This is a genomic window from Pseudoroseomonas sp. WGS1072 (assembly GCF_049340465.1).
Lineage (GTDB): Bacteria > Pseudomonadota > Alphaproteobacteria > Acetobacterales > Acetobacteraceae > Pseudoroseomonas.
In genome coordinates, this window is sequence record NZ_JBMPSU010000001.1 from 1,521,217 (window position 1) to 1,542,944 (window position 21,728).

At 73.4% G+C, this 21,728-nt stretch carries 18 protein-coding genes; 3 read left to right on the top strand and 15 right to left on the bottom strand.

Annotated elements, in window-relative coordinates; all coding sequences use genetic code 11:
• Positions 1 to 3: 3 nt before the first annotated feature.
• The 6 genes from holA to ACF3NH_RS07320 all read right to left on the bottom strand — a co-directional run bounded on the left by holA (position 4) and on the right by ACF3NH_RS07320 (position 7,033).
• Positions 4 to 1,044, bottom strand: a complete 1,041-nt coding sequence (gene holA, locus ACF3NH_RS07295; RefSeq protein ID WP_198366966.1) for a DNA polymerase III subunit delta — start codon at positions 1,042 to 1,044, stop codon at positions 4 to 6.
• Positions 1,045 to 1,056: 12 nt separating this feature from the next.
• Positions 1,057 to 1,575 carry an LPS assembly lipoprotein LptE gene (gene lptE / locus ACF3NH_RS07300; RefSeq protein ID WP_422922379.1) on the bottom strand — a complete coding sequence of 173 codons (519 nt, stop codon included), beginning with the start codon at positions 1,573 to 1,575 and terminating at the stop codon, positions 1,057 to 1,059.
• Between the two features lie 46 nt (positions 1,576 to 1,621).
• Positions 1,622 to 4,213 carry a leucine--tRNA ligase gene (gene leuS, locus ACF3NH_RS07305; protein WP_422922380.1) on the bottom strand — a complete coding sequence of 864 codons (2,592 nt, stop codon included), beginning with the start codon at positions 4,211 to 4,213 and terminating at the stop codon, positions 1,622 to 1,624.
• A gap of 157 nt (positions 4,214 to 4,370) precedes the next feature.
• The gene (locus ACF3NH_RS07310) at positions 4,371 to 4,889 is read right to left on the bottom strand and encodes a DUF3576 domain-containing protein (protein ID WP_198366963.1); all 519 of its coding nucleotides are present in this window, start codon (positions 4,887 to 4,889) and stop codon (positions 4,371 to 4,373) included.
• Positions 4,890 to 5,015: 126 nt separating this feature from the next.
• Positions 5,016 to 6,248 (bottom strand): porin, encoded by a 1,233-nt coding sequence (locus ACF3NH_RS07315; protein ID WP_422922381.1) that lies wholly within the window; start codon positions 6,246 to 6,248, stop codon positions 5,016 to 5,018.
• Positions 6,249 to 6,364: 116 nt separating this feature from the next.
• Entirely contained in the window at positions 6,365 to 7,033 is a 669-nt protein-coding gene (locus ACF3NH_RS07320; protein ID WP_422922382.1) for a thiamine phosphate synthase, read from the bottom strand.
• A gap of 3 nt (positions 7,034 to 7,036) precedes the next feature.
• On the opposite strand from ACF3NH_RS07320, the gene ACF3NH_RS07325 reads away from it, so the two are divergent.
• The gene (locus ACF3NH_RS07325; protein ID WP_198366960.1) at positions 7,037 to 7,705 is read left to right on the top strand and encodes a YggS family pyridoxal phosphate-dependent enzyme; all 669 of its coding nucleotides are present in this window, start codon (positions 7,037 to 7,039) and stop codon (positions 7,703 to 7,705) included.
• A 64-nt stretch (positions 7,706 to 7,769) separates the two neighbouring features.
• Complete coding sequence (locus tag ACF3NH_RS07330) at positions 7,770 to 9,116, top strand: LLM class flavin-dependent oxidoreductase (RefSeq protein WP_198366959.1); 1,347 nt, start codon at positions 7,770 to 7,772, stop codon at positions 9,114 to 9,116.
• A gap of 53 nt (positions 9,117 to 9,169) precedes the next feature.
• On the opposite strand, the gene ACF3NH_RS07335 is transcribed toward ACF3NH_RS07330, so the two are convergent.
• From ACF3NH_RS07335 to ACF3NH_RS07355, 5 genes are all read right to left on the bottom strand, one after another.
• Entirely contained in the window at positions 9,170 to 9,472 is a 303-nt protein-coding gene (locus ACF3NH_RS07335) for a putative quinol monooxygenase (protein WP_198366958.1), read from the bottom strand.
• Positions 9,473 to 9,569: 97 nt separating this feature from the next.
• Positions 9,570 to 10,136 carry a helix-turn-helix domain-containing protein gene (locus tag ACF3NH_RS07340; protein WP_198366957.1) on the bottom strand — a complete coding sequence of 189 codons (567 nt, stop codon included), beginning with the start codon at positions 10,134 to 10,136 and terminating at the stop codon, positions 9,570 to 9,572.
• A gap of 119 nt (positions 10,137 to 10,255) precedes the next feature.
• On the bottom strand, positions 10,256 to 12,031 hold the full coding sequence (locus tag ACF3NH_RS07345; RefSeq protein WP_198366956.1) for a hydantoinase B/oxoprolinase family protein: 1,776 nt from the start codon (positions 12,029 to 12,031) through the stop codon (positions 10,256 to 10,258).
• A gap of 16 nt (positions 12,032 to 12,047) precedes the next feature.
• Positions 12,048 to 14,105 carry a hydantoinase/oxoprolinase family protein gene (locus tag ACF3NH_RS07350; protein ID WP_198366955.1) on the bottom strand — a complete coding sequence of 686 codons (2,058 nt, stop codon included), beginning with the start codon at positions 14,103 to 14,105 and terminating at the stop codon, positions 12,048 to 12,050.
• 111 nt (positions 14,106 to 14,216) lie between these two features.
• Complete coding sequence (locus ACF3NH_RS07355; RefSeq protein ID WP_198366954.1) at positions 14,217 to 14,948, bottom strand: haloacid dehalogenase type II; 732 nt, start codon at positions 14,946 to 14,948, stop codon at positions 14,217 to 14,219.
• A 186-nt stretch (positions 14,949 to 15,134) separates the two neighbouring features.
• Here ACF3NH_RS07355 and pepN point away from each other — a divergent pair, with 186 nt between their 5' ends.
• Entirely contained in the window at positions 15,135 to 17,759 is a 2,625-nt protein-coding gene (pepN, locus tag ACF3NH_RS07360) for an aminopeptidase N (RefSeq protein ID WP_422922383.1), read from the top strand.
• 21 nt (positions 17,760 to 17,780) lie between these two features.
• Here the strand turns inward: pepN and ACF3NH_RS07365 are convergent, their stop codons facing one another.
• From ACF3NH_RS07365 to ACF3NH_RS07380, 4 genes are all read right to left on the bottom strand, one after another.
• The gene (locus ACF3NH_RS07365; RefSeq protein WP_422922384.1) at positions 17,781 to 19,469 is read right to left on the bottom strand and encodes a methyl-accepting chemotaxis protein; all 1,689 of its coding nucleotides are present in this window, start codon (positions 19,467 to 19,469) and stop codon (positions 17,781 to 17,783) included.
• A 77-nt stretch (positions 19,470 to 19,546) separates the two neighbouring features.
• Positions 19,547 to 20,677, bottom strand: a complete 1,131-nt coding sequence (locus tag ACF3NH_RS07370) for a c-type cytochrome (protein ID WP_422922385.1) — start codon at positions 20,675 to 20,677, stop codon at positions 19,547 to 19,549.
• Positions 20,674 to 21,348 carry a cytochrome c oxidase assembly protein gene (locus tag ACF3NH_RS07375; protein WP_422922386.1) on the bottom strand — a complete coding sequence of 225 codons (675 nt, stop codon included), beginning with the start codon at positions 21,346 to 21,348 and terminating at the stop codon, positions 20,674 to 20,676. Before ACF3NH_RS07375 ends, ACF3NH_RS07370 begins: the two co-directional genes overlap by 4 nt.
• Entirely contained in the window at positions 21,348 to 21,725 is a 378-nt protein-coding gene (locus ACF3NH_RS07380; protein WP_422922387.1) for a hypothetical protein, read from the bottom strand. The genes ACF3NH_RS07375 and ACF3NH_RS07380 overlap by 1 nt, the downstream gene beginning before the upstream one ends.
• Positions 21,726 to 21,728: the final 3 nt, after the last annotated feature.

A 21,728-nucleotide genomic window follows, 5' to 3' on the forward strand; every position in this document is an offset into this window, starting at 1 on the left:
GTCTCAGCCGCGCCTTTGCCGGGCCAGCGCCTGCCGGGCCAGGGTCAGCACCGCCGTCTGCGCCACGACACGATCGGGGATGGGGCGGGCGGCGGAGCCGGACTTGCTGAGCTTCTCCGCCTCCAGCAGGGCATCCCCCGCCGCCGCCAGCTGATGCGGCGGCCAGAGCCGCAGCGCCCGCTCGAAACCCGGCTTGAGCCGGAAGAAGACCGGCGGCCGCAGGGCGTCCATGGCCTGCCCAGCGGGCTGTCCGGCAGACATGGCGAGAGCGGCCAGATGCAGGCGCTGCACATGCCGCAGCGCCGCGCGCAGCACCATGACCGGGCTGGCGCCTTCCGAGAAGGCGGCATCCAGCGCGCGGTCGGCGGCCGGGATGTCGCCCGCGGTGGCGGCGATCAGCGCCTCGTCCAGATCCAGCGTCGATCCCTCGCCGGCGCAGGCCAGCACATCCTCCTCGTTCAGCTGCCCGCCGGGGCCGGCATAGAGCGCCAGCTTCTCGACCTCCCGGCGCAGGAGCATGCGGTCCTCGCCCAGCCGTGCCGCCAGCCAGTCCAGCGCCGCGGGCTCGGCGGTGACGCCGGCCTCCCGCAGCAGCCGGGCGATGCTGCCGGCCAGCTCGGCGCCGCGCTCGCGATAGCATGGAATCACCGCCGCCCCCTGCGCGGGCTCCAGCAGGGCACGCAGCTTGGCGCGGGCCGGCAGCTCCCCCGCCTCCAGCACCAGAAGCGCCTCGCCCGGCCCGGCCAGGGCCTCCTTCACCGCGCCCGCCAGGCCATCCACGGCATCCCGCACGCGAACCACCCGGCGCCCGCCGGTCAGGGCCAGGGCGGCCATCTCGCCGGCCAGGACACCCGGCCGCGCGGCCGCCTCGCGCGGCAGCTCAGCGAGCCGGAAGGGATCGTCCCGGCCGATCACCGCCGCGACCAGCGCCTCGGCGCGCTCGCGCACCAGGCCGGCATCCTCGCCATGCAGCAGCACGACGCGGCAGGCCGGGTCCGGCGCCGCCAGGAAGCCCGGCAGGCGGCGCGGGTCGAGCTTCGCCACCCGCCGCCCTCCTCAGGTGCTGCGCCGGTTCCGCAATCCGGCGGCCAGGCGCACCATGATGTCGTCCGCCACCTGCTCGATCAGCCGCTGGAAGGTCGCGTCGCGCGAGAAGTCGCCGGCGAAGAACTGGTTGTCCGGGATGTTGTAGGCGTCGAAGGCGCGCTCGGTCCCCTGCAGCACCGTCGCCGGCGGCGTGCCGGTGGAGACCAGCGCCCAGCTCGCCGTCATGGTGTTGCGTACGCGGGAGGGAGAGCCGTCCCGCCGGAAGCCCTCGAAGTCGATGCCGAGCTGCGGCTGCACCCGCAGCTCATAGGCGCCGTGGCCCGTGCCCGCGCCGCCCAGGCGTTCCAGCAGGGCGCGGCGCAGCAACTGGCCGGTGCGCTCGGGGATCAGCGCGACCTCGGTACTGGCCAGCACCTCGCGCACCTCGGGCTCCGCCACGCCGGCGGCGCTGGTGGCGCCCTGGGGGCCGTAGAGCGGCTGGAAGCCGCAGCCCGCCAGGGTGACCGCCCCACCCGCCGCCAACGCCATCAGGCGCCGCCTGGACGGCCGCGGAGAGGCGGTCAGGCCCATGGCCTCAGACGACGAAGTTGACGATGCGGCCCGGGACATGGATGCGCTTCCTGATGGGGCGCCCGGCAATGGCGCGCTGGACATTCTCGTCCGCCTCCGCGGCGGCGAAGACGCTGGCCTCGTCGGCGCCCACCGGCACGGCGATGGTGGCGCGCAGCTTGCCCAGCACCTGAACGGCGAGGGTCACGCTGTCCGCCCGGGCGAGCTCGGCGTCCGATTCGAGCCAGGGCAGCTCCGCCACCAGGCCGGTGCCGGGGCGCAGCACGGACCACAGCTCCTCCGCCAGATGCGGCATCATCGGGCTGATCAGACGGGCCAGCGCCTCCAGCGCCTCGCGCCGGGCGGCGCCATCCTCCGACGCCGCCGCCTCGATGGCATTGGCGAATTCATGGATGCGGGCAACGGCCACGTTGAAGGAGAAGCTTTCCAGCGCCTCGGTCACGGCGGCGATGGTGCGGTGCGTGGCGCGGCGGAGGTCGCGCGCGGCCCCGGGGCCGGGCTCCTGCCCCGGCGGAGGCAGGCTGGGCGCCGCGCCCTGCACCAGCCGCCACAGGCGCTGAGTGAAGCGCGAGGCGCCGGAGACACCGGCCTCGGTCCATTCCATGTCCCGGTCGGGCGGGTTGTCGGAGAGGATGAACCAGCGCGCCGTGTCGGCGCCGTAATTGTCGATGATGGCGCCGGGGTCGATGGTGTTGCGCTTCGACTTCGACATCTTGTCGTTGCGCGAGACGGTCACGGCGAGGCCGGTGGCCTTGTCCGTGGCGCTGCCATCGGCGGCGACCTCCACCTCGTCCGGCGCCAGCCAGCGGCCGTCCTGCGCCTTGTAGGAGGCGTGCTGGACCATGCCCTGCGTGAAGAGGCCGGCGAAGGGCTCGGAGATGGCGAGGTGCCCGGCCTGGTTCAGGGCGCGGGTGAAGAAGCGGGAATAGAGCAGGTGCAGGATCGCGTGCTCGATGCCGCCGATATACTGGTCCACCGGCAGCCAGCCGTTCGCCGCCTCCGGCACCAGCGGCGTCTCCGCCTTCGGCGCGGTGAAGCGGGCGAAGTACCAGGAGCTGTCGACGAAGGTATCAAAGGTGTCGGTCTCGCGCCGGGCCGCGGCGCCGCAGGCGGGGCAGGCGACATGCTTCCAGCGCGGATGGTTGTCGAGCGGATTGCCGGGCAGGGTGAAGTCCACATCCTCCGGCAGGGTCACCGGAAGCTGGTCCTGCGGGACCGGAACGACGCCGCAGGCCTCGCAATGGATCACCGGGATCGGGCAGCCCCAGTAGCGCTGGCGCGAGACGCCCCAATCGCGCAGGCGCCAGTTCACCACGCCCTGGCCGGCGCCCTGCGCCTCCAGCGCGTCGATGGCGGCGCGCCTGCCCTCGGCGGTGGACTTGCCATCCAGGAAGCCGGAATTGATCAGCGTCCCGTCCTCGACATAGGCGGTGCCGCCGATGGCGAAGCCGGCGGCGTCCTCGCCGGGCGGCAGCACCACCGGCACCACCGGCAGGTCGTACTTGCGGGCGAAGTCGAGGTCGCGCTGGTCGCCCGAGGGGCAGCCGAAGATGGCGCCCGTGCCGTATTCCATCAGCACGAAATTGGCGATCCAGACCGGGTAGCTCTGGCCGTTGAACGGGTGGCGGACGCGGAAGCCGGTGTCGATGCCGCGCTTCTCGGCCTGCTCGATGGCGGCCTCGGAGGTGCCGAGGGCGCGCACCTCGGCGATGAAGCGGGCGATGGCCGGATCGCGCGCGGCGGCGGCGGCGGCGAGCGGGTGCTCGGCGGCGACGGCCAGGAAGCTCATGCCGAACAGCGTGTCCGGCCGGGTGGTGAAGACCTCGACCTCGTCCAGCCCGCCCACGGGCGACTCCACGGGAGCCTCCAACGCGAAGCGCACCCGCGCGCCCTCGGAGCGGCCGATCCAGTTGGACTGCATCAGCTTCACCCGCTCCGGCCAGCGGTCCAGCCCGTCCAGGCCGGCCAGCAGCTCGGGGGCGAACCTGGTGATGGAGAGGAACCACTGGGAGAGCTTCTTCTTCTCCACCGGGGCGCCCGAGCGCCAGCCGCGCCCGTCGATCACCTGCTCGTTGGCGAGCACGGTGTTGTCCACCGGGTCCCAGTTGACCCAGCTTTCCTTCCGCTCGGCGAGGCCGGCCTTCAGCAGCTCCAGGAAGAGCTTCTGCTGCTGGCCGTAATAGCTCGGGTCGCAGGTGGCGAATTCGCGGTCCCACTCGATGGACAGGCCCATGCGCTTCAGCTCGGCCCGCATGGTGGCGATGTTCTGGTAGGTCCAGGCGGCGGGATGCACGCCGCGCTCGCGCGCCGCGTTCTCCGCCGGCAGGCCGAAGGCGTCCCAGCCCATCGGGTGCAGCACCTGATGGCCGCGCGCCCGCTTGTAGCGCGCCACCACGTCGCCCAGCGTGTAGTTCCGCACATGCCCCATATGGATCTTGCCGGAGGGGTAGGGGAACATCTCCAGCACGTAGTACTTCGCGCGCCCGGCATCGGGCACGTCCGGCACCGCGAAGCAGGCGCGGGCCTCCCATTCTTGCTGCCAGCGCGGCTCGGCGCGGGCGAAGTCGTAGCGGGCAGGCGTGGCGGCGTCGGTCATGGCACCAGGGCGATCGGCGGCGAAGGAAGGAAGCGGGCGGTGGCTGGGGGAGAGGGATACGGCCTCGTCGCCGCCAAGGAAAGGGAAGGGCGGGAAATGATCTCCCGCGTCCTGGCGCCGGGGCCTTTCGCGCCCGGCGCCAGGATGCGGCCAGGCCTCAGCGGGAGGCCGTCTGGCTGCGCAGCTCGCGCGCCCGGGCGAGGATCTGGTTCTCCATGTCCACATTGGTGCTCTGCGCCACCGGCGCGTCCACCCAGGCGCCGTTGCGCTGTTCCTGGCGGAAGATCGAGACGCGGACGCCGTCGGAGCGCAACTGGCGGCCGAGAACATAGGCGGTGGCGCGGAAGCGCTCGCCCGGCGTCGCGGGGGGCGAGTACCAGTCGGTGATGATGACGCCGCCGAAGGGATCGGCGGAGGACAGCGGCAGGAAGGACAGCGTATCCAGCGAGGCGCGCCAGAGATAGGCGTTCACGCCGAGGGCGCCGCCCTCCTGGCTGCCGCCGGCGGGCTGCGAGCGGTCGGTGCCGAAGACCAGGATGCCGTCCGATCCGCCGAGCCGTCCCTGCACGCGGGACCGCTTGCTGTCGTCGCCGTATTCGTCGTTCTGCACCTGGCGGCCCTGGCTGCAGGCCGCGAGGAGGGGGAGGATCAGCCCTAAGGCGAAAAGCTTGCGCATGGCGGCGGCACGATAGGCGGCCCGGGCGCGCGATCAAGCGCAAAAACGGAAGCGGCGCGATCGGAGGCGAAAACAGGAAAGGGCGGCGGGTTTCCCCGCCGCCCCGGCATGCCCGATCCCGAAGGATCAGAAGGCGATGCGGGTGCCCACGATGACGATGTTGGCATCGACGGCGTTGTTGTCGGTGCCGGCGGCGCCGGTGGCGAAGTTGAAGCCGTTCTCCTTGCGGCGGACCTGGTTGTACTCGGCGACCAGCGCCAGGCCCGGGGCCAGGGCGTAGGAGGCGCCGACCGACCAGCCGCGATCGGTGCGGCCGGCGGCCACGGACTGGCTGCCCGCGGTGCGCAGATCGAAGGCGTTGGCGCCGACGGTCAGGCCGCTGAAGGTATAGGAGGCGCCGGCGAACCAGGAGGTCATGTCGCGGCCGTCGACCTGGCCCTTGGCCAGCGGGTTCCAGCCACCGTTCGAGGAGCCCCAGTTGTACCAGCCGCCGACCAGCAGGCCGTAGGCGGTGAACTGCGCGCCGACGACGCCCACGCTGATGTTGTCACCGGAGAGGCCGGTGGTGTTCTTGGCGACCTCGGAGCCGATGTAGCCGCCCGTGATGGACATGCCGACGCCGGAGAAGGAACCGCGGTAGCGGGCCGCCACCTGGTACTCGTTGCGGCGGCGCAGCGCGCCGGGGCCCGAGGTGAAGCGGTCGCAGCTGGCGTTCGGCAGGGTGCCGGCGCAGCCGACGTCCTCGCCCTCGCCGGTGTTGAAGGCGAAGCTGCCGCCGAAGTCGAAGCCGAAGAACTGCGGCGACATGTAGATGATCTTGGTGTTGTCGCCGATGTCACCGGGGTGCATCGTGGTCGCGCGCGGGGCGCCGATCACGCTGTCGAACCAGTCGCCGTCCATGCCGCCGGTGCCGAAGTTGGTGATGTGGCCGGAGTTCATCAGGCCGCCGAGGACGCCGTCCTCGTCACCCATGCGGAGCTGGCCGAGCTGCGGCGTGGCCACCCACATGTACATCTCGTCGGTGTCGACGCCCGTCTTGGACTGGGCGGCGAGGTTGTCCGACGCCGAGTTGGAGTTGTTGGACATGTCGACCTGGAGCTCGACGGTCGCGCCGTAGGTCAGGCCGTTGGCGGCCTTGCCGGCGACGATCACGTGGACCTCGGTGTCGGAGGCGAAGTCGGACTTGCCGGTGGAGACGCCGTTGTTGACGCCGCTCGACAGATCCTGGTCGGTGAAGCTGTAGTTGAAGCGGAAATAGCCGCCAACCCGAACCGTCGGGGCTTCCTGAGCCGCAACCGGGGCCGGCCCAAACACGGCGGCCGCGGCAACCGCAGTGGTCGCCAACAGAATCTTGCGCATCCCTAGTCCTCCTCACGCGCCGGAATGTGCCGGCTGGTCCCGCGGCCCGCCTGCCCCCCTCGGCAGGGTCCCTCGCCCCGAATGAAGCGGGTTTCAGGCCTGGGGCGGACTATGGTTCAGCCAGCCGAGGCGCGGCAATGCTCCGTGAAAGCGCTGCGCGACTTCCTTGAGACACTGTGGCGCGGAGGCAACAGGGCGGTGATGGCGGCCAGGCCACAGGCCGGCGGCGGCACCTGGCGGGCGGTGGCGGCGGTCACGCCACCCAGCGCCGCGACCGGCCGCCCGGCGCGGCGCGCCAGTGCGCTCCAGCGCCAGGGGCCGAGGGCGGGGGCGCCGGGGTGGCTGGGCGTCGGGAAGATCGGCGAGAGGAAGACAAGGTCCGCCCCGAGTCGCCGCGCCCGGCGCAGGCCGGCCGGGCCATGCGCCGCCACCGAGAGGAAGGCCCCGGGCCGCCCCGCGCGGCGCGCCAGCAGGAAGGGCAGCAGGGCGGAGGTGGCAGGCCGGTCCGGCCAGTGCAGCCCGGCCCGCCAGGCCAGGGCCGGGCGCGGCGCGGCGCCGAGGAGCAGGACAAGCCTCCGCCGCCGCCCGAGTCGCGCCATCTCTCCGAGCAGGGCCGGGGGCAGGCCGCGGGCCACCACCCCGCCGCCGCGGGGCAGGCCGGCGGCGGCGGGCCTGGGGTCGGGCAGGCGCGCCGGATCGCTGAACAGCCAGAGGCGGGGCAGCGCCGCGCCCCGCCGGCTGCGGCCCGGCTTGAGCCGGGATGCCGCGCCCTCTACCGTCCGCATGCCATGGCCTCCATCTCCGACAACCTGAAGCACATCCAGGACCGCATCGCCGCCGCCTGCGCAAGCGCCGGGCGCGATGCCGCCGGCGTCACGCTCGTCGCCGTCTCCAAGTTCCATCCGGCCGACTCGGTGGCCGCCGCCCTGGCCGCCGGCCAGACGACCTTCGGGGAGAACCGGGTGCAGGAGGCGATGGGCAAGTTCCCGGACCTGCGCCCGGCCCATCCGGCGCTGCGCCTGCATCTGATCGGCGCCCTGCAGACCAACAAGGCGCGCGACGCCGTGCGGGTGGCCGATGTCATCGAGAGCCTCGACCGGCCACGGCTCGCCGCCGCCCTGGCCGAGGCCATGCGGCGCGAGGGGCGGCGGCCCGCCCTGCTGGCGCAGGTCAATATCGGCCGGGAGCCGCAGAAGGCCGGGATCGATCCGGACCGGCTGGCGGACTTCCTCGCCGAATGCCGGGAGGCGCATGGCCTCGCCATCGAGGGGCTGATGTGCATCCCCCCGGCCGCGGAGGACCCGGCGCCGCATTTCGCGGCGCTGGCGGAAAGCGCCGCGCGACTCGGCCTTCGCACCCTTTCGATGGGGATGAGCGGCGATTTCGAGACCGCGATCCGCCACGGTGCGACGCATGTCCGGGTAGGCACGGCGATCTTCGGCGAGCGCCAGGCCTGAGGCGGCTTCCATCCGAGACGAAGAGGATATTATAGTGGACGGCGCACCCCACCGGAGCGCCGTCATGTCCCGCCAGATCCGCCTGAACGCCTTCGACATGGCCTGCCTCGGGCATATCCAGCAGGGGCTCTGGACGCATCCGCGCGACAACAGCCTGGGCTACAACCGCCTGGAGCACTGGGTGGATCTGGCCCGGACGCTGGAGGCCGGGCTGTTCGACGGCCTCTTCCTGGCCGATGTGCTCGGCATCTACGATGTGCTGGGCGGCGGGCCGGAGGCCGCGCTGCGGGGGGCGGTGCAGGTGCCGCTGCTCGACCCGGCGATGCTGGTCCCGGCCATGGCGGCGGCGACCACGCATCTCGGCTTCGGCATCACCTGCAACCTGGCCTATGAGCCGCCCTTCCTCTTCGCCCGGCGGATGTCCACGCTGGACCACCTGACGCGCGGGCGCGTCGGCTGGAACATCGTCACCGGCTATCTCGACAGCGCGGCGCGCGCCATGGGCCTGGCGCGGCAGATGGCGCATGACGACCGCTACGACCTGGCTGAAGAGTATATGGAGGTGGTCTACCGCCTCTGGGAAGGCAGCTGGGCCGGGGACGCCGTGCGGGCGGACCGGGCCGCCGGGCTCTATGCCGATCCCGCCCGGGTCCGGCGGGTGCGGCATGCCGGGCCGCAGTACCAGCTCGACGCCATCCATCTCTGCGAGCCCTCGCCACAGCGCACGCCGCTGCTCTATCAGGCCGGCGCCTCGGACCGGGGCCGCGCCTTCGCCGCGCGGCATGCCGAATGCGTCTTCCTCAATGGCGGGCCGAAGCCGCAGGTGGCGGCGCTGGTGGCCGATCTGCGCGCCCGGGCCGCGCCACGGCCCATCCAGGTGCTGGTCGGCGCCACGGTGATCGTGGGGGCGACCGAGGCCGAGGCGCGCGACCTGCTGGAGGAGTATCGCCGCCACGCCAGCGTCGAGGGGGCGCTCGCCCATGCCGCCGCCTCGCTGGGCATCGACTTCGACCGCTACGGCATGGACGAGCCGATCGAGGCCGGCGGCAGCCAGGCGATCCAGTCCAATGTCACCGCGATGCGGCAGGCGGCGGGCGCGGTGCTGACCAAGCGGAGGCTGATCGACCAGTTCGTCCTGGGCAGCCGGCAGCCGCCGATCGTCGGGTCCGCCACGCAGGTGGCGGAGGCGCTGCTGGCCTGGGTCGCCGAGGCCGATGTCGACGGCTTCAACCTCTCCCGCACGGTCATGCCGGAAGGGCTGGAGCGATTCGTCCGCCTGGTGGTGCCGATTCTGCAGGAGCGGGGCGCCTACAAGACCGGCTACGCGCCCGGCACCTATCGCGAGAAGCTGTTCGGCGCCGGGCCGCTGCTGGCGCCCCCGCATCCGGCGGCCGGCCTCCGCCTGGCGTGAAGGCCGGCCCGGGGCGCGCCGTGGCTCAGGCGGCCAGGGCCAGGATGCGGGCGTCAGGATGCGGGCGTCAGGATATGGATCGCCCGGCTCGCCACCATCTCCTTCGTGCGCTCGCCATAGGCCTGCATGTGCGGCGAGGCGGCATGCGCCTTCAGCGCCTCCGGGCTGGCCCATTTCTCGACGACGACGAAGCTGTCCGGCCCGAAGGCGGCGGGCGTGCGCTCGGCGTCGATGGCCGGGCCGTATTCGATGCAGCCCTCCTCGGCCAGCACCGCCGGCATATTGGCGCGGAACTCCCGCAGCACGGCCTCGCGCTGGCCCGGCTTGGCGGTGATGATGGCGATGACATGGATCATGCGATGGACGCTCCCTTGGCGGGGCCTGTCGCCGGCCCCGGACAGCCGGGATGCTAGGGGGCGGAGGGCGGCCTGCCAACCGGCCGGCGGCCGCCCCTCACCGCCGCAGCAGCGCCACCAGGTAGCGGCACGCCGCCGTGCCGGGATTGTGGAAGCGGCAGGGCGCGGGCGGGCCGAGACGGAGACAGTCGCCCGGATGCATCTCGTGCCGCGAGGCGCCCTGCGTGAAGTCCAGCCGCCCTTCCAGCAGCAGGATCTGCTGGTCCTGGATGAAGGCGAAGGCGGCGGCGGGGTAGTCCACCGAACGGCCTGGCGGCAGCACGCCCTCCACCAGCTCCAGCGGTGTCGGCGGGCCACCGGCCGGCGTCACCGCGCGGCGGGTGAAGCCGGTTTCCGGATCGCTCCAGAGCGGCTGGGCGGCGGCGGGCAGGAGCTGGCCGGCGCCGTGCTCCACACGCGCCAGCAACTGCGACAGGCTGAGGCCGAAGGCGCCGGACAGCCGGCCGAGCAGGGCGGCGGTGGGGCTGACCTCGTCCCGTTCGATCTTGCTGATCATCGCCTTGGAGACACCAGAGCGCTCGGCCAGCTCGGCGAGCGACCAGCCGCGGGCCTCGCGCTCGGCCTTCAGCCGCTGGGCGAGGAGGGATGCGGCATCGGCGGGCATGGCGCGGAGCATAGGCAGGCGGCCGGATGGTGGCCAGAGGGGGGGAATCGGGGGGGCTGCCAGGGCGGAATGGCCGGCGCCTCCCCTGGTCACCCCCTCCTCGGTCATCTCTCGGGGGGCTATCGGCCCGTGCGGAGCGCGCGGGTCGCGGCCTCGTCGATGCCCTCCCCGGCGATCGCCACGCCGTAGTCGCGCCGGGCGGTGGCGGGGGAGATCAGCCCGTCCAGCACATCCTCCAGCACCCGCGCCGGGTCGCGCCGGAAGGGGTCGCCATAGCCGCCGCCGGCCGGACCCTCGCAGAGGAAGGTGTCGCCCGCCTTCACCGCCCGGTGCGGCACCTTGGAGGGCAGCGCCGCCGTGCCGCCCGCCGCGCCGAGCAGGCTGAGCCGGGCGGTGGCGCCCGCGCCGCCGCCGAGGAAGCCCCAGGGCCGGTGCGCGTGGCCCTCGCCCTCGACCGAGGTGCCGGCATCGGTCAGGAAGCGGATCTCGCGCACCGAGCCGAGGCCGCCGCGCCACTCGCCGGCGCCGGCCTCGTCCTCGCGCAGCTCGTAGCGGGTCACGCGCAGCGGCAGGTGGCTCTCGATGTCCTCGATCGGGTTGTTGCGGGTGTTGGCGTAGAGCGTGTCCACCGCGTCCATGCCGTCCTGCCCGGGCCGCCCGCCATAGGCGCCCTCGAAGATCTCCATGTGCACCCAGTGCCCCTCCTCGCGCAGACCGGAGAAGGCGATGACCTTGAGGTTGCCGATGCCGGCCGAGACCTGTCCCGGCACCGCCTGGGCCAGCGCCTTCATCACCGTGTCGGCCAGCTGGTTGCCCGGGCAGAAGCGGGCGATGGTGGGCGCCGGGAAGGTCGGGTTGGCGAGGCAGCCCCGCGGCGCGCGGATCTCGATCGGCCGCGTCAGCCCCTCGTTCACCGGGACATGGCCGAGGATGGCGGTGTCCAGTAGCACCGAGCGGACGGTGAGCCAGACGGCGACATCCACCGTGCCATGGAAGGGCATGTTGATCGGCCGGTCCGGGATCTGCGGCGCGGTGCCCTCGAGGTCCACCACCAGCCCGTCGCCGACCTTGGTGACGGTGGCGACGATCGGCAGGTCGCGCCGCGCCGGGTCGTCCAGGTAGCCGTCGATCCGCGTCTCGGCGCGCCAGCTCCCCTCGGGCAGGGCAGCGATGGCGCGGCGCATCAGCCGCTCGGCCTGGTCCAGCATGGCGGCGCAGGTGGCGCGGAAGCCGGCCAGGCCATGCTGCGCGACCAGCGCCGCCATCCGCTCGGCGCCGATGCGGCTGGCCGCCACCTGCGCCTCCATGTCGCCCACCACCAGCTCCGGCGCGCGCAGGTTGTCGCGCAGCATCTGCCAGACCGCCTCGTTGCGGACGCCGCGATCATGGACCTTGATCGCCCGGAAGCGCAGCCCCTCGGCATAGGCGTCGATGGCGTCGACGATGCCGCAGGAGCCGGGCGTCAGCGCGCCGATGTCGAGGTGATGCGCCGTGGTGACGGAGAAGCCGACGAGGTGCTCCCCCGCCTGATCCACGTGAAACACCGGCACCAGGAAGGCGACGTCCGGCCCGTGGCTGGCGCCGCCATAGGGGTCGTTGTGCATGATGACGTCACCGGGCCGGACCGGCTCGCCCCGCGCGGCGAGCGTCGCCAGCACCGCCTTGACGTAGCCGGGGATGGGGCCGGATTGCAGCGGCGTGGATTGCGCCGATTCCGCCAGGCCCTGCCCGGTCTCGTCGGTCAGGGCGGCGCCGAAATCCTCCGATTCGCGGATGATCGAGGAATAGGCCATCCGCATCAGCTTGTAGCCGACCTCGACGGCGATGGTCTCCAGCGCGCCCTGCAGCACGCTGACGGTGACCGGGTTGACGGCATCCGGGGTGGTGTCGCGCATGGCTCCGTCTCCGGGCTCAGAGTTCGATCAGCAGGTTGCCGCCGGCCTCGGCGGTCAGGCGGCAGCCGGGCGGCACCACCGTGGTGCTGTCGGTCTGCAGCACGATGGCCGGGCCGGGGATCGCCGCGCCCACCGGCAGCAGCTCGCGCCGCAGATAGGGCGTGTCGTGCACCTCCGGCGCCTCGGCGCTGCCGAAGACCACCGGGCCGCGCCGGACCAGCGCCTCCGTGAGCGATCCGCCCACCCGTGGCGGCGGCGCGCCGAGATGGGGCCGCGGGATGGCGCCGGTGACGCGCAGGTTGACGATCTCGACCACCCGCTCGGGGAAGGCGTGGCCGTATTCCGCCTTGTGCTGGGCGTGGAAGCGCGCGAGCAGGGCCGCCGCATCCGCCTCCTCCGCCGGCCAGGCGACGCGCAGCTCGTAGCCCTGGCCGGCGTAGCGCAGGTCGGCGGCGCGGCTGAAGCGCGCCGCGGCGGCGGGCAGGCCGTCGGCGGCGAAGCGCGCGGCGATCTGCGCCTCCATGGCGGTGAAGTCGGCGGCGATGCGCGGCAGGTCCATGGCGTCCGACAGCTGGAAGCAGGTGCGCACGGCATCGACCGAGAGGTCGGTGGTCAGCAGCCCCATGGCCGAGGTGATGCCCGGATGCGGCGGCACCAGCACGGCGCGCCCCTCCAGCAGGCGCGCCACCTCGGCCCCGTGCAGCGGCCCGGCGCCGCCGAAGGCGACCAGGGCGTAGTCGCGCGGGTCGATGCCCTTCTGCACCGTGCGGCTGCGGATGGCGTTCGCCATGTTGGCGTTGACGACCGTGAGGATGCCGAGCGCCGCCGCCTCCAGACCGAGGCCCATCCGCTGCGCGAAGCGGCCGACCGCGTCACGCGCCGCGGCGGCATCGAGCGTCATGCCGCCGCCGAGGAAGTTCTCCGGGTCGAGCCGGCCGAGGACGATGTTGGCGTCCGTCACCGTCGCCTCGGTGCCGCCGCGCCCGTAGCCGGCGGGGCCCGGCTGCGCGCCGGCCGATTGCGGCCCCACCCGGAAGGCGCCGCCGGCATCCTGCCGGGCGATCGAGCCGCCGCCGGCGCCGATGGTGTGGATGTCGATCATCGGCACCAGCAGCGGGAAGCCGGCGATCCAGGTGTCGCGCGCCGAGGCCTCGCCGAAGCGGCCCCGACTGACGATGGCGATGTCGGCCGAGGTGCCGCCGATGTCGAAGGTGATCAGGTCGTCGCGGCCGGAAAGGCGGCCGGCCCAGGCGCCGCCCAGCACCCCGGCGGCGGGGCCGGAGAGCATGGTCAGCACCGGCTGCTCCGCCACCATGGCGACCGAGGCGACGCCGCCCGTCGAGCCCATCACCTGCAGGTCGCCGCCGACGCCGGCCTCGCGCAGCCGGGCGGCCAGGCGGGAGACATAGTCGCGCACCTTCGGCCCGACGAAGGCGTTCATGGCGGCGGTGGTGAAGCGCTCGAACTCGCGGAACTGCGGCGCCACCTCGGCCGAGGTGGTGACGAAGGCCTCCGGATACTCCTCCCGGACGATGTCCCGCGCCCGCAGCTCATGCGCCGGGTTGAGGTAGGAGAAGAGGAAGCAGATGGCGATGGCCTCGACCCCCGCGGCCCGGAGTTCCCGGGCGGCGGCGCGCACCTCGTCCTCGTCCAGCGGCACCAACACCTCGCCACGCGGCGGCACCAGCCGCTCGGTCACGACATGGCGGTGGCGGCGGCGCACCAGCGGCCGCGCCTGCCAGGGGATCTGCTGTTGGATGGAATAGTGCTCCGGCCGCTGGTGCCGGCCGATGTGCAGAACGTCGCGGTAGCCGCGCGTGGTGATCATCCCCGTCAGCGCGCCGCGGTGCTCCAGCACGGCGTTGGTGGCGATGGTGGTGCCGTGTAGCACCTGATCGACCGCCCCCGGCGCGAGGCCGGCCTTGCCGCACAGCTCGACCACGCCGCGCGTGACGCCGAGGGAGGGATCGGCCGGGGTGCTGGAGACCTTGTGGATCACGGCGCGGCCGCTGGCGGTCTCGGCCAGCACCAGATCCGTGAAGGTTCCGCCCACATCGACGCCGATCAGATTCATGACGATCCCAGCCTCCCTCATGCCATGCGGCGGCGGGCCGCGCGCCCGGAGGCCAGCAAGCGTCATGCCAGGGCGGCCCGGCTCCGCGAGGCCGACGGATCGGGCGCCGCCCTATTCCCCGAGCCGCGCCTTCTCCGCCTGGTGCGCCGCCGCCAGCCCGGCCAGCGAGGCGAAGCGGAAGTCGTAGCCGGCGCCGGACGAGGGCGGCGACGCGGCGCCCCAGCCTTCCGGATGGCGCCGCCGGTCGATCCAGGCGGAGGCGAGGCCCATCCGCTTGGCCGGCGCATGGTCGTGGAACAGGCTCTGCGCGACATGCAGGACCTCCCCCTGGCCATGGCCGAGGGCGGCCAGCCGCGCCAGCAGGTGTTCGAAATTGCGCAGGCTGGGCTTGTAGCTGCCGATATCCTGGGCGGTGCAGACGATGTCGAAGGCGGTCCCGAACCGCTGGGCGCTGCCGGCGAAGCTCGCGCGGTCCACATTGGACAGGATGGCCAGCCGGTAGTGCCGCTTCAGGTAGGCCAGCGCCCCGGCGGCGTCGGGGAAGGCCGGCCAGTCCGGCACGGAGGCGCCGAAGCGCAGATGTTCCGCCTCGTCCGGCTCGATGCCCCATTCATCGGCCAGCTGGCGGTGCACATTCGCCAGCAGGCCGGAATAGAGCATGCCGGGGGATTCCGCCTGCAGGGTAGATTCATGCCGGACGAAGGCCTCGAGAACCGTGTCGCGGTCCAGCTCCAGCCCGCCACGCCGCAGCAGGGGCCGCAGGCCGGCATGGACGCCGCTTTCCCAGTCGATGAGCGTGCCGTAGCAATCGAAGGTCAGTACGCGGAAATCCTGCAGGCGCATCGCGTCGTCTCCGGCGGCCGGGTGGGGTCAGCGTGGCATGTCCGGGCCCCGGCGGGGAAGCGCGGAATCCGCCTCCGCCCGCCGCCCGGTCGGGGGGGTGGCCCAGGGGACGGTCAAGGGGATGGTCAAGGGGCGCCCAGGGTCCATACTGCCGGCCCGAATGCCGCGCAGACCGAGGGCGATGCCATGACCGCCGAACCATCCGCCACCACGCCCCCGCCGACCATCCGCCGCGAGGATTATCGCCCGCCGGCCTTCCTGGTCGACGAGGTCGATCTGCACTTCGCCCTGCACCCGGCGGCGACGCGGGTGCGCGCCCGGCTGGCGCTGCGGCGCAATCCGGCGGCGCCGGCGGCGGCGGATCTGCTGCTGGACGGCGAGGCGCTGCGGCTCGTCGCGGCGCGGCTGGACGGCGAGGTGCTGCCGCCCGCGCGGATGCGGGCCGAACCGGGCGGCGGGCTGGCCGTGCTCGGCGTGCTCGATGTCTTCACCCTGGAGACCGAGGTGGAGATCGACCCGGAGGCCAACAGCGAGCTGTCGGGCCTGTACCGCTCGGGCGGCAACTACTTCACGCAGTGCGAGGCGGAGGGCTTCCGCCGCATCACCTACTTCCCCGACCGGCCGGACGTGATGGCGCGCTACACGGTGACGCTGGAGGCCGACAGGGCTGGCTGTCCCGTGCTGCTCTCCAACGGCAACCCGGACGGCGCGGGCGATCTGCCGGAGGGCCGGCACTGGGCGCGCTGGACCGACCCGCATCCGAAGCCCTCCTACCTCTTCGCCGTGGTGGCGGGCGACCTGGTGGCGCTGCGCGACCGTTTCACCACCCGCTCGGGCCGCGAGGTCGCGCTCGCCATCTGGGTGCGGCGCGGCGACGAGGACGCCTGCGACCACGCCATGGATGCGCTGAAACGCTCGATGCGGTGGGACGAGGAGGCCTATGGCCTCGAATATGACCTCGACGTGTTCAACATCGCCGCCGTCTCGGACTTCAACATGGGGGCGATGGAGAACAAGGGGCTCAACATCTTCAACACCAAGTACATCCTGGCCCGGCCGGAGACGGCGACGGATGCGGATTACGAGGGCATCGAGACCGTTGTCGCGCATGAATACTTCCACAACTGGACCGGCAACCGCGTCACCTGCCGCGACTGGTTCCAGCTTTCGCTGAAGGAAGGGCTGACGGTCTTCCGCGACCAGCATTTCAGCGCCGACCAAGGCAGCGCCGCGGTCCGGCGCATCGCCGATGTCCGCCGCCTGCGCGCCGCCCAGTTCCCCGAGGATGCGGGGCCGATGGCGCATCCCGTGCGGCCGGATTCCTACGTCGAGATCAACAACTTCTACACCGCCACGGTCTACCAGAAGGGCGCCGAGGTGGTGCGGATGATGCGGGCCCTGATCGGCGAGGCGAACTTCCGCAAGGGGATGGACCTCTACATCGCCCGGCACGACAACCAGGCGGTGACGATCGAGGATTTCGTCGCCGCCATGCAGGAGGCTTCCGGCACCGACCTCTCCGCCTTCACCCGCTGGTACGCCCAGGCCGGCACGCCGGAGGTGGCGGTGCGCGAGGCCTTCGACGCCGCCGCGGGCCGCTACACCCTGACGCTGGCGCAATCGACGCCGCCGACGCCGGGCCAGCCGGAGAAGCTGCCGGTGCCGATCCCGGTGGCCATGGGGTTGATCGGCCCCGATGGGCGGCCGGCGGCAGCGCCGCGCGTGCTGCTGCTGGAGGAGGCGGAGCGGGATTTCGTCTTCGAGGGGCTGCGGGAACGGCCCGTGCCTTCGCTGCTGCGCGGCTTCTCGGCGCCGGTGAAACTGTCCGGCCTGCCGCTGGAGAGCCTGGCCTTCCTGGCGGCGAAGGACAGCGACCCCTTCGTCCGCTGGGAGTCCGGCCAGCAATACGCCACGACCGAGATGCTGCGCCTCGTGGGCGACGTCCGCGCCCAGCGCCCGCTCGTCCTGCCGGAGGGGCTGGCCGGCATCACCGCCGCGCTGCTTGACCGGGCGGAGGAGGACCGTGCCTTCGCCGCCGAGGCCCTGGTGCTGCCCTCCGAGGATTTCGTCGCCGACCAGATGCCGGTGGCCGATCCGGAGGCCGTGCACGCGGTGCGCCGCTTCCTGCGCCGCGCGCTGGGCACGCGCTTCGCCGCCCGCCTCGCCGCGCTGCACGACCGGCTGGCCGATTCTGGCCCCTACCGGACGGATGGTGCCGCCATCGGGCGGCGGGCGCTGCGCAATGCCGCGCTGTCCTATCTCGGCGCCGCCGAGGGCGGCGATGGGCTGGCGCGGGCCGAGGCGCAGTACGCGGCGCGGCAGAACATGACCGACGTGCTGGCGGCGCTGCGCGTCCTGGCCGATGCGGAAGGCCCGGCGCGCGAGGCCGCGCTGGAGGATTTCCACGCCCGCTGGCGGCACGACGAGCTGGTGCTGGACAAGTGGTTCGCGATCCAGGCCACCGCCGACCGCCCGGACCTGCTGGCGCAGGTCGAGGCCCTGTCGCGGCATGCCGATTTCGACCTGCGCAACCCGAACCGGGTGCGCGCACTGATCGGCGCCTTCGCCAGCGGCAATCCGGCCTGGTTCCACCATGCCTCCGGCGAGGGCTACCGCTTCCTGGGGGGAATGGTCGCGCGGCTCGACGCGGTGAACACCCAGGTCGCGGCCCGCATGGTCGGGCCGCTCGGCCAGTGGAAGCGCCAGGACGCCGCGCGCGGGGCGATGATGCGGCAGGAGCTGGAGCGCATCCTGGCCCGGCCCGGCCTCAGCAAGGGCACTTACGAGAAGGTCTCGAAGGCCCTGGCCTGAGGCGTCCGGGCGCGCCGCCGTTCAGGCGGCGCGCACCCGCGTGGTGAAGTCGCGCACCTCGCCGTTCAGCCGCTCGGACTGCCGCGAGAGCTCGGAGGCGGCCGCCAGCACCTGCGAGGCGGCGGCCCCGGTGTTGCTGGCGCCCTGGCTCACCAGGCCGATCGACTGCCCGACCGCCGTCGTCGCCTGCGCGGTCTGCTGCACCGTGCGGGCGATCTCGCTGGTGGCGGCGCTCTGCTCCTCCACCGCCGCGGCGATGGCCACGGTGATCTGGCTCATCTCGTTGATGGTGCTGACGATGCGGCGGATCTCGCCGACCGCCTCCTGGGTCGCCTGCTGGATCTGGCCGATCTGGCCGCCGATCTCCTCGGTCGCCTTCGCGGTCTGCGCGGCCAGCGACTTCACCTCGCTCGCCACCACCGCGAAGCCCTTGCCGGCCTCGCCCGCCCGCGCCGCCTCGATCGTCGCGTTCAGCGCCAGCAGGTTGGTCTGCCCGGCGATGTCGCTGATCAGCCCGACCACGTCGCCGATGCGGCCGGCGCCCTCGGCCAGGGTGGAGACCGTCGTGTCGGTGCGCTGCGCGTTCTCCACCGCCTGCCGGGCCACGCCGGTGGCCTGGGCGACCTGCCGGCTGATCTCCTGGATGGCGCTGGTCAGCTGCTCCGTCGCCGCCGCCACGGTCTGCACGCCGCCGCTCGCCTCGCCGGCGGCGGTGGCGACCTGGCTGGCCTGGCCGTTGGTCTGCTCGGCCGTGCCGCTCATGTCGCGCGCGGTGGCCTCCAGCTCGGTCGAGGCGGAGGACAGGATGCCGACCATCTCGCCGACACGGGCCTCGAAGCCGCGCACCAGCTCGGCCAGCGCCAGGGCGCGCTGCTCCTTGCCCCGCCGGTCGGCCTCCTGCGCGGCCCGCAGGCGGTCGGCCTCGATCAGGCTCTCCTTGAAGCTCCGCACGGCGGTGGCGATGGCGCCCAGCTCGGTGCCGCGGCCAAGATCCGGAACCTCGGCCTCCAGCCGGCCCGCGGCCAGCGCCTCCATCGGCCGCAGGATGGCGGCGATGCCCTGGCCGATGCCCCGGACCATCAGCACGCCGAGGCCGACGGCCAGCACCACGGCGAGCGTCAGGACGCCGAGGGTCAGCGAGCCCAGGGTGGCGGTGGTCTCGGCGCCCTGCCGGCGGGCGGCGTCCGCCTGCTGGCCCGCGGTCTCGATCAGCCAGTCGATCACGCCGGCGGCGCCCTCCGCCGCCTGGCGCACGGCCTGCTGGTTGAGCGCCTCGGCCTCGGCCAGGCGGCCCGCGCGCACCAGCTCGGCCACGCGGGCGGCGCCGGACTTGTAGGCCGCCCAGTGCCGCGCCAGCTCGTCGACCATCTGCTGCCCGGTCGGGGTGGTGATATGGCGCCGGAAATCCCGTATCGCGGTGTCGAAGCCGGTGGCCTGCCGCTCCACCCGCCGGGCCTGCTCCTCCAGGGCCGGCGCGTCCTTGACCAGGAGCAGGTAGAGCACCGAGACGCGCGCCTCGTTCAGCGCCGCGCGCAACCCCCCGGCCTCGCGCAGGGCGGGCAGGCGGCTGTCGGCGATCCGGCTGCTGACCTCGTCCATCCGGGACAGGCCATGCAGGGACATGCCGCCCATCGCGGCCAGGAGCAGGAGCATCAGGCCGAAGCTGCAGGTCAGCTTCGCCTTGATCGAGAGGCGTTGAAGCAGGGGCATGCGGATCAGGCCTTTCCGGTCTTCCTGCCTCCAGCCTCCCATCTGAAGATTACCAAACCCTCAGCGCCGCCGCGATTTCAGGGCGAGCCGGGTGCCCGCGCGGCGAACCAGGCGGAGACGGCGCGGGCCGCCTCCGCCGGAAGGCGGCGGCCGATCGTCTCCATCACCGGGCCATGGGGGCCGCCACCCCGCGGCGCCGCCTGCCGCCAGAGGCGGAGCTGGTTCTCCAGATAGGCGGCGTGCTGGCCATCCAGGCGCGGCCAGGCCGGGTTGCGGGCCAGGGCGGCGGCGCCGTGGCAGGACAGGCAGGCCGGGACGCCCTCCGCCGGCAGCCCTTCCCGCGCGATCCGCCCGCCCTCGGCCAGCAGGCCCGGCGCGGCCTCCCGCGACGGGGCGGCCGTTGCTGGAACGGCGGGTGCCTGGGCGGCGAAATGCGCCGCCAGGGCGCGCAGCGCCGCCTCGTCCGCGCGTGCCGCCGGAGGCTGCATCATGCCGCTGCGGCGGCGGCCCTCGGAGAAGGCGCGCAGCGTGTCGTGGAGATAGGCCTCGCTCTGCCCGGCGAGGATCGGGAAGGCCTCGTTCTCCCGCCCCCGCCCGTCGACACCGTGGCAGCGGGCGCAATCGGCCAGCATGTCCTGCAGGGGCGCGGCCAGGCTCTCGCCGCCGGCGACGCCGGAGCCCGGCTGCCGCCCGGCGGCCGCGCCGAAGGCCAGATCGCGGTAGCGCTCGGCCTCCATCCGCGGCAGCGCCTGGAGAAAGGCGACCATGGCCCAGATCTCGTCATGCCGCCCGGGCTCCACCCAGGCCGGCATGCCGCTGTAGCGCACGCCGTGCTGGACGATGCGGAACAGCTGCTCCGGCGTCCAGGCGTCGAGCGCCCGGCCGAAATCCGGCGGCGGCGGCAGGCTGGCCTGGACGATGGGGTTCTGCCGCTCGCCCGGCGCGCCGTGGCAGGGGGCGCAGCCGGTGGCGTAATGCCCGGCGCCCCGGTGCAGCAGGGCGGGATCGTCCAGCGGCGGTGCCGCGATGCCAAGGGCGTGGGTGCGGACCGAGTTCCGCATCACCCAGTGCAGGAACCACTCCGTCACCGCCCAGTGCCCGCCGCTGGCGCCGATGTTGATGACGCCGGACCAGCCGACCAGCATCCCGCCGAGCAGCAGGGTGGCGAGGCCGAGCAGCACGCGCTTCCAGGTCAGGCGCAGGGTCATCGCGTTTCCTCCGGGGCGGGATCGCGCAGCAGCCGCGCCGCCAGCCAGAGGCCGCCGGCCAGATAGGCGCCGCCGCCGGCCAGCAGCATCACCACGCCGCCCAGGGCCTGGTCCTCCAGCGCGGTCAGGCCCGGGATGCCCTCGCCGCCGGCGGGGGCCGCATGGCCCGGATGCCCCTCATGGCGGTAGAGCGGACGCGGGGCGAGGCCGATCAGCGCGCCGAGCAGCGTCATGTGCATCGAGGTCAGCAGCAGGCCCAGGATGCCGGCGGCCTGGCGCGGCCGGCTCTCCGCCGCCCCGGCGCCCAGGCAGCTCAGCCAGACCAGGGTCGCGGCGGCGAGGAAGCTCGCCTGCTCCAGCGCCATCAGCCCGAGGCTCTCGCGCGCCGCCCGGTGCGGCCCGGGCGCGTGCCAGCCCCAGATGACGACGAACTCGATGGCCGAGGCCAGGACCGGGGCGCCCGACAGCCGGCCCAGCGCCCCGCCGGACGGGCACCGCGCCGCCAGGCCCAGCGCCAGCAGCGGTGCCGCCACCGCCACCACCGCCATGTGCATCGCCATGTGGCCGGTGAAGGAGGCGCCGAGCGCCCAGCGCAGCGGCCCGCCCCAGGCCAGCGCCAGGACGCCCAGCGCCAGCACGCCGAGGCCGAGCGGCAGGGCGGGGCCGCGCATCAGCGGCAATCCGCGATAGTCAGCGCCGGCAGCGCGACGAAGAGCACGGCCACGAAGCTGAGCGCGCAGAGCAGCAGCGTCGCGAAGCCGAGGAAGCGCTGCCGGTCGTCGTCGGTCGGGTTGTCGTGCGGCGGATCCGCCGTGCCGAAGCCCCAGTGGCGCCGCGCCTGGTGCCCGGCCACCAGGATCAGCGCCAGGGCCAGCAGCGTGGCGAGGCCGACGCCGAGGCGCGGCAGCGGGATGGCGGCGAAGGGATCGCCCGCCTTGGCGCAGGCCACGGCGCCCAGCACATAGCAGAGCAGGAAGTGCAGCGCCCAGATGGCGGGCGGCGCCAGCAGGGTCCAGAGATCGGCGTGGCGGCGGTTGTGGATCAGCATGCC

Excerpts from the sequence above, each read along its gene's own strand:
- lptE (WP_422922379.1), bottom strand. The coding sequence starts at position 1,575 with ATGGCGTTGGCGGCGGGTGGGGCGGTCACCCTGGCGGGCTGCGGCTTC.
- leuS (WP_422922380.1), bottom strand. The coding sequence starts at position 4,213 with ATGACCGACGCCGCCACGCCTGCCCGCTACGACTTCGCCCGCGCCGAG.
- ACF3NH_RS07310 (WP_198366963.1), bottom strand. The coding sequence starts at position 4,889 with ATGCGCAAGCTTTTCGCCTTAGGGCTGATCCTCCCCCTCCTCGCGGCC.
- ACF3NH_RS07315 (WP_422922381.1), bottom strand. The coding sequence starts at position 6,248 with ATGCGCAAGATTCTGTTGGCGACCACTGCGGTTGCCGCGGCCGCCGTG.
- ACF3NH_RS07320 (WP_422922382.1), bottom strand. The coding sequence starts at position 7,033 with ATGCGGACGGTAGAGGGCGCGGCATCCCGGCTCAAGCCGGGCCGCAGC.
- ACF3NH_RS07325 (WP_198366960.1), top strand. The coding sequence starts at position 7,037 with ATGGCCTCCATCTCCGACAACCTGAAGCACATCCAGGACCGCATCGCC.
- ACF3NH_RS07330 (WP_198366959.1), top strand. The coding sequence starts at position 7,770 with ATGTCCCGCCAGATCCGCCTGAACGCCTTCGACATGGCCTGCCTCGGG.
- ACF3NH_RS07335 (WP_198366958.1), bottom strand. The coding sequence starts at position 9,472 with ATGATCCATGTCATCGCCATCATCACCGCCAAGCCGGGCCAGCGCGAG.
- ACF3NH_RS07340 (WP_198366957.1), bottom strand. The coding sequence starts at position 10,136 with ATGCCCGCCGATGCCGCATCCCTCCTCGCCCAGCGGCTGAAGGCCGAG.
- ACF3NH_RS07345 (WP_198366956.1), bottom strand. The coding sequence starts at position 12,031 with ATGCGCGACACCACCCCGGATGCCGTCAACCCGGTCACCGTCAGCGTG.
- ACF3NH_RS07350 (WP_198366955.1), bottom strand. The coding sequence starts at position 14,105 with ATGAATCTGATCGGCGTCGATGTGGGCGGAACCTTCACGGATCTGGTG.
- ACF3NH_RS07355 (WP_198366954.1), bottom strand. The coding sequence starts at position 14,948 with ATGCGCCTGCAGGATTTCCGCGTACTGACCTTCGATTGCTACGGCACG.
- pepN (WP_422922383.1), top strand. The coding sequence starts at position 15,135 with ATGACCGCCGAACCATCCGCCACCACGCCCCCGCCGACCATCCGCCGC.
- ACF3NH_RS07365 (WP_422922384.1), bottom strand. The coding sequence starts at position 19,469 with ATGCCCCTGCTTCAACGCCTCTCGATCAAGGCGAAGCTGACCTGCAGC.
- ACF3NH_RS07370 (WP_422922385.1), bottom strand. The coding sequence starts at position 20,677 with ATGACCCTGCGCCTGACCTGGAAGCGCGTGCTGCTCGGCCTCGCCACC.
- ACF3NH_RS07375 (WP_422922386.1), bottom strand. The coding sequence starts at position 21,348 with ATGCGCGGCCCCGCCCTGCCGCTCGGCCTCGGCGTGCTGGCGCTGGGC.
- ACF3NH_RS07380 (WP_422922387.1), bottom strand. The coding sequence starts at position 21,725 with ATGCTGATCCACAACCGCCGCCACGCCGATCTCTGGACCCTGCTGGCG.